The sequence below is a fragment of the Lentzea sp. NBRC 102530 genome, from assembly GCF_030269365.1.
Classification (GTDB): Bacteria; Actinomycetota; Actinomycetes; order Mycobacteriales; family Pseudonocardiaceae; genus Lentzea.
Genome location: NZ_BSTF01000016.1, coordinates 200,733 through 206,732, shown reverse-complemented (window position 1 = coordinate 206,732; position 6,000 = coordinate 200,733). Strand labels below are relative to the sequence as shown.

Here is a 6,000-nt window from a genome sequence, read left to right as displayed (position 1 = left end):
TCATCCGCTGCCTCAAACGCTACCTCGCCCGCGAGATCTATCCCCGCCTCATCGCAGACCTCGCCGCCATACCCAGCACAGCTTGACAATCCATAGGAGCATCTTCGGGGCCCTTGCGAGGCGCTGGCCGGACCGGAAAAGCCGGGCTGAAAAGCGCCCGGCCGAGCCACAAGTGGTAGCACCTCGCACCCGACGTCAAGCCCGATCCCTTCGGGTGCGTGGCTGGGTTTCGTTTGGTCACCTAGCTCTTGGCCACCAACGCTCGGCCGCACATCGCTCGGCAGCACAACTCTCGACTGCCCAGCGCTCCGCCGCCGCGCCTGCCGCCAGCGCTCGTCCAGCGTGCCGTGCCCTGCCGTCCTCCGGGCTTCCTCCCCCAGGCGGGGCGTCAGGACGCGATGCGGCGGGTGCGGCGTGCTTCCAGCCTGCGCTGCAGGTGGTCGGCGGTCAGTTCGAGTTCGTAGGTGCGCAGGGCCTGGTAGCGCGGCGAGACGCGGAGCCCGAAGGTTCCGCTGAGGCGTTCGATCGCCGACGCCGACCGGTCGAGCCGCCTCCTCGCCGCGTCCAGGCCGCCCGCGCGCAGCATGCGCAGGCAGTTCTCCGCCTCGCAGTTGTACGAGCGGAGCATCAGCGCCGACCAGTCCTCGACGAGCCTGCGGCCGGTCGCGTCCGATCCGTTGTAGGTGACCTGCCCGCCACCTTCGATCGCCGCGCCGGTCTTGATCAGGGTCTTCATCTCGTCGTGGACCAGGTCCAGCTGCGCCTGGTGGTCCGCCGCGGCGTCGGTGCGGAACACGCCGGCTCGCTGGAAGGTGAGTTCTTCCTTCAGCGGCTGGAGTTCGGCTCTCGCGTTGGTGATCCGGTGCCGCAGCGCTACTAGTTCGGCACCGGCTCTGTCCACCTCTTCCAACGCGCTGGTCTGCGCCGTTCGGGCTTCGCCGATCCGGGAGAGGAGTTCCTGCAGACCCTCCACGGCCTGCTCCAGCTCAGCGATCCGGCGGTCTTTGCGCCCGAGCATGCTTACCTCCCCGATCAGCGACGAAAGGCCCATGACCGTTCCATCGCAAGGGGGAATCCGCCGTTATCTCCAGCGCTATGCACTCACACCATCGAGTGATCCCACGAAACGGACGAACCCTTCGGGGTCCTCGCTCGTGGCGGACTGCTGCAAGATCACGCTGGTCGCGCCCGCGTCGGCCACGGAAGCCACCAGGTCCGTGACGAACGCACGGTCGCGCGAGTCCGTCTCCACGTAGACGACTACGGGGTGCGTGCGGGTCGAGCTGATCGCCTTGACCCGCACGAGGTCGGCGGAGGCGTCGAGGACCGTGCCGTCGCCCACCTCACCGGCGAGGTCGAGGGTCTTCATGCCCAGTCCGCCCACGTAGATCGGCATCGGCGCGGCGGGCGGCCAGTCCAGGGCGACATCGGTCAGGTTCACGTACCGGCCGGACACCGTCACGCGTTCGCCGGCCAGCAGCGCCTTCAGGGCGACGGTGTACTCGCGCAGCAACGTCAGCGGTGACGCCACCCGCGCGCCGACCTGACCCATCCAGTCCTGCACGCCGTGCCCGACGGCCAGCGTCACGCGGCCGGGGAACAGGCGTTCCAGAGTCGCGGTCTCCATCGCGGTCAGCGCCACGTTGCGCAACGGCACCGGCAGCAGCCCGACGCCGACCTTCAGACGAGAGGTCCAGGCCAGGGCGGCGGACGCGCAGGCGATGCCGCTCTCCAGGAAGCAGTCCTCCCACAGCCACAGGGAATCCACTCCGGACTCCTCCGCGGCGAGGACGACGGAACGCAGGTTCTCGGGAGGGAGCTGGGGCCGGTAGACAACGCCGAGTGTGGTCACCCCACCAACCTACTACCGGCCCCCGACAGAGCTACGACGTCAGCACCCGCAGTTGTGGTACGTGACGTCCCAGTGGTTCGACTCCAGGTAGTAGACGTTGCCGGCGTTGGAACGCCACTTGTTGCCACCGATGGAGGTGAAGCTGCCCTTGATGTAGTTGGTGACGCAGCTGCTCAGCCGGTAGTCGACCTTGTAGCCGTTCCAGTGCGAGTAGGTGCCCGACGCGTGGCCGGTCTCCGTGCCGCCGGTGATGGTCAGCGCGCAGCCCGAGGCGCTCTTGAACGTCTTCGCGCCCGCGATCGTCGTCTGGTTGATCTGCTCGAACGACGTGCAGTTCGGGCGGTTGCGGTCGCTGCAGCCGCCGCTGGACGTCCAGGAGATGCCGGCCGCGCGCAGCTGCGCGGTCGCCTGGGCGTGGGTGTACTTGGCAGGGGCCGCCGACGCGACGGACGCGCCCATGATCAGAGCGGCGAACATCGCGATCACGGCTGCGATCGTGCGAACGAACATGTGCTCTCTCCTTCAAGCCCGAAGCAAGGTGCCGCGGAAGCTAGGAAGGAGCGGTAAAGGAAGGCCTAAAGCGGTCTTTGGCCGATCTTTGGCGCCACCGTGGACAGTTCCGGTCATCACCAACGATCGGAGCAACACCATGCGCATTCGCCACGCCGTAGCGGCGACCGCCCTCTCGCTGGGGCTGCTGGGCGGCATGAGCGGCATCGCCCAGGCCGCGCCGGAGGGTCCCTCCGAGCAGGCGACCGCCTCTCAGGTGGAGGCCGCGGCCGGGTACGGCGGCTCCATCAGCCGCACCGAGGTCATCAAGCGCGCCAAGGACTGGTGGGACCGCAAGGTCCCGTACAGCCAGTCGGCTTACGCCTGGGACGTCAACAAGGGCAAGAAGTACCGCACCGACTGCTCGGGCTTCGTGTCCATGACGTGGAAGCTCACGTCCAGCCTCAACACGTCCACTTTGGACAGCGTGGCCACGAAGATCTCGTGGGCGAACCTCAAGCCGGGCGACATGATCCTGCGCAACGGCCACGTGAAGCTGTTCGAGAAGTGGGCCAACTCGGCCAAGACCTCCGCGTGGATCTACGAGGAGGGCAGCACCGCCACGGACATGGACCACGAGACCGTGACGATCTCGTCGCTCAAGAGCGGCGGCTACGCCCCGTGGAAGTACAAGAAGATCACGGGCTGACCGACGCGAGGCCCCACCGAGCCGGCCACTGGTGCACCTCTCCCATCTCTCTGGTGCCCAGCCGCGTGAACAGGCCGGCGGCCTCGTCCCAGGAGCGGTCCGCGCCCTCGACGTCCCCCAGACGGGCGTGGACCGCTCCCAGGTCGCGCAAAGTCCGAGCACGCCACAACGGCAGGCTCAGGTCGTTCCACACCGGCAGCAGATCGGCCAGCACGGCCCGTGCGCCGGCGTGGTCGCCCGCCGCGAGCCGCCACTCCCCCAGCGTGCGGCGGACCAGGGCCTCGCCGAACCGGTCCCCGACGTCGCGGCAGCCGTCCAGCGCCTGCCCGATCAACTCCTCGGCCTGGTCGAGGAAACCCCGGCGCAGCAACACCTTCGCCAACGCCTGCGCGGTGTAGCAACCGAGCAGTTCGTCCCCGATGCCCGCGACCATCTCGTGCGCGCGCCGGATGTGCTCCTCGGCGAGGGCCAGTTCGCCGCGCGCCCGGTGCACCAGCCCTATCCCGCGCGCCGCCAACGCCTCGCCCCGGCGGCTGCTCGCCCGCCGGTACACCTCCGCGGCCTGCCGCAACGTCTCGAACGCACCCGCGTCGTCGGCCAGTTCCCTTTTGATGGAGCCGATTCCGTACAGCGCGTGCGCCTCGCCCTCCAGGTCGTGGGACGCCAGCAGCTCACGGGCGCGGTCCAGCGCCTCCAGCGCGCACGGGTACTGGCCGAGGTCCCGGCACACCATGCCGATGCCGTTCATCGCGACGGCCTCACCGCGCTGGTCTCCCAGGCCCACGAACAACGTCTGCGCGGTGTCGAACCAGGACCGCGCCTCGACCAGGTTGTCCCGCTTGTAGTGCATCTGCCCGAGGCTGCACCGCAGCACCGCCTCCAGCCGCACGTCCCCGGTCCGCCACGCCGCCTCCAGCGCGGCCGTGTGCGTCCTTTCCCAGGCCTCGTACCGGTTCCTGAGCCCGAACCAGGCGAACACCAGCACCTCGGCGAGCTGCGCGCCGATCTCCACCAGGCCGAGCTCGGCCGCCCGTTCCACCAGCCGCACGAGCAGCGGTTCCTCGTGGGCGAACCACGCGTCCTTGTCGGCGGGCCGCGCCACCGGGGCGAGCACGCCCAGCGAGTCCTGCATCCGCGGCACGGCGAGGAACAGCTGCTCGGTCAGCCCGTCCACAGTGGACAGCGCCGCGACGACGGCCCGGCGCACCACGTCCTCCCGGTCGGGCAACGGGTCCTCGGCCTCGGCGAGCTCGCGGGCGTGCAGCCGCACCAGCTCGTGCATCCGGTACCGCGCGCTGCCGATCACGTCGAGCAGCCGTGCGTCCACGAGCTGGTCGAGCACGTCCTCGTCCAGCAGGTGCACCCACAGGAAGCTCGGCACCTCGGGCAGCCCGAGGAACCCGAAGATCCGGTACGCGCGGCGGGCGTTCGCGTCGAGCGCCCGGTAGGTCAGCTCCAGGCTCGACCGCACCGCCAGGTCGTCGGCCACCAGCTCGTCGAGCCGCGACCGTTCGTCCGACAGCCGCCTGACGAGCTTCGACACCGGCCAGTGCGCGCGTCCCGCGAGCCGCGCGCCGGTGATGCGCACCGCGAGCGGCAGGTAGCCGCAGAGCCGCGCGACCTCGTCGGCCTGGTCCGGTTCCGCGGCCACCCGGTCGTCGCCGAGGATGCGCCGCAGCAACGTCACGGCCTCGTCGTTGCCCAGCACGTCGAGCGGGATCCGGCGCACGCCCTCGAGCCCGCACAGCCTGCTGCGGCTGGTGATCAGCGTCAGGCAGCCCGGACTGCCCGGCAGCAGCGGCCTGACCTGCGAGACGCTCGTGACGCCGTCCAGCACGATCACGACCCGCCGCCCGCTGACCGTGGCCCGCCACAGCGCCGCGCGTTCCTCGGCCGACTCCGGGATCCGTTCGCTCGGCACGTCCATCGCCCGCAGCAGGGCGTCGAGCGCGCCGGACGGCGAGTGCAGGTCCACGAACAGCTGCCCGTCCGGGTAGCGGTCCGCCAGCCGGTGCGCCGCGTGCACGGCCAGCGCCGACTTGCCGACACCGGCCGGTCCCTCGATCCACCAGACGCCGCCGTCGCCGTCGAGCAGCCGGGACAGCTCCCGGTCGCGGCCGGTGAAGTCGCCCGCGTCGCGCGGCAGGTAGTTGCGGCGGCTGTCCCGCGAGCCCTCCAGCACGTCCCGGTAGAGCTGCTGCAACTGCTCACCGGGCTCGACGCCGAGCTCGTCGACGAGCACCTTGCGCGTCTCGCGGAACACCCGCATGGCGTCCGCCCGCCTGCCCGCCCGCGCCAGCGCCGTCATCAGCTGCCCGCGCAGCCGTTCGGCCAGCGGGTACTCCGCGACGAACGCCCCGAGCCGGTCGACCAGCTCGGCGTGGCGGCCCAGCGCCAGTTCCGCGTCGACCCACGCCTCGGCGGCGGCGAGCCGTTGCACGTCGAGGGTCTGCGCGAACACCACCGGCGTGCCGCGCCACAGCTGCAACGCGCTGTCCAGGGCCTCGGCCTTGAGTTTGAGGTCGACTTCGTCGTGGGCTCGCGCCACGAGCCGGCGGAACGCGTGCAGGTCGACGGACTCGGGGTCGGTGTTCAGCACGTAGCCCGCGGCCCGGTGCTCGACCGGCAGCCCGGTGCGGCGCAGGCTGGAGATGTGCACCTGCAGCGACTTGCGCGCCTGCGGCGGCGGTTCCTCACCCCAGATGAGGTCGATCAGGCGCTCGACGGGCACGATCTTGCCGCACTCGACCGCCAGGACGGCTAAGATCTGCGCGGGCTTCGGCGGCACCGTCGGTTCCACCGGCCCGAGAATCCTGATCTCCACTGCGCCCCCACCAGTGTTGAAGATTCACCAAGTCCTGCACGGCATTGCCAAATTTTGACGCAGCCCGGCATTCCGGGGTTCCACTTCCAGGTGAATGCACTCGAACGGACGCAGATCTGGATGCAA

At 70.1% G+C, this 6,000-nt stretch carries 5 protein-coding genes; 1 reads left to right on the top strand and 4 read right to left on the bottom strand.

What is annotated here, in order from left to right; all coding sequences use genetic code 11:
- Positions 1 to 388: 388 nt before the first annotated feature.
- The 3 genes from QSK25_RS35220 to QSK25_RS35210 all read right to left on the bottom strand — a co-directional run bounded on the left by QSK25_RS35220 (position 389) and on the right by QSK25_RS35210 (position 2,362).
- Positions 389 to 1,018, bottom strand: coding sequence for an SNIPE associated domain-containing protein (locus QSK25_RS35220; RefSeq protein WP_285644783.1), 630 nt, complete (start codon positions 1,016 to 1,018; stop codon positions 389 to 391).
- A gap of 75 nt (positions 1,019 to 1,093) precedes the next feature.
- Positions 1,094 to 1,852 (bottom strand): LLM class flavin-dependent oxidoreductase, encoded by a 759-nt coding sequence (locus tag QSK25_RS35215; RefSeq protein WP_285644781.1) that lies wholly within the window; start codon positions 1,850 to 1,852, stop codon positions 1,094 to 1,096.
- 39 nt (positions 1,853 to 1,891) lie between these two features.
- Positions 1,892 to 2,362, bottom strand: coding sequence for a hypothetical protein (locus tag QSK25_RS35210; RefSeq protein WP_285644779.1), 471 nt, complete (start codon positions 2,360 to 2,362; stop codon positions 1,892 to 1,894).
- Positions 2,363 to 2,501: 139 nt separating this feature from the next.
- Here QSK25_RS35210 and QSK25_RS35205 point away from each other — a divergent pair, with 139 nt between their 5' ends.
- A complete protein-coding gene (locus tag QSK25_RS35205; RefSeq protein ID WP_285644776.1) occupies positions 2,502 to 3,050 on the top strand; it encodes an NlpC/P60 family protein in 549 nt (182 codons plus the stop codon).
- On the opposite strand, the gene QSK25_RS35200 is transcribed toward QSK25_RS35205, so the two are convergent.
- Positions 3,040 to 5,874, bottom strand: a complete 2,835-nt coding sequence (locus QSK25_RS35200; RefSeq protein WP_285644774.1) for an AfsR/SARP family transcriptional regulator — start codon at positions 5,872 to 5,874, stop codon at positions 3,040 to 3,042. The genes QSK25_RS35205 and QSK25_RS35200 overlap by 11 nt on opposite strands.
- Positions 5,875 to 6,000: the final 126 nt, after the last annotated feature.

Coding starts and splice junctions, on each gene's coding strand:
- QSK25_RS35210 (WP_285644779.1), bottom strand. CDS start 2,362: ATGTTCGTTCGCACGATCGCAGCCGTGATCGCGATGTTCGCCGCTCTG.
- QSK25_RS35205 (WP_285644776.1), top strand. CDS start 2,502: ATGCGCATTCGCCACGCCGTAGCGGCGACCGCCCTCTCGCTGGGGCTG.
- QSK25_RS35220 (WP_285644783.1), bottom strand. CDS start 1,018: ATGCTCGGGCGCAAAGACCGCCGGATCGCTGAGCTGGAGCAGGCCGTG.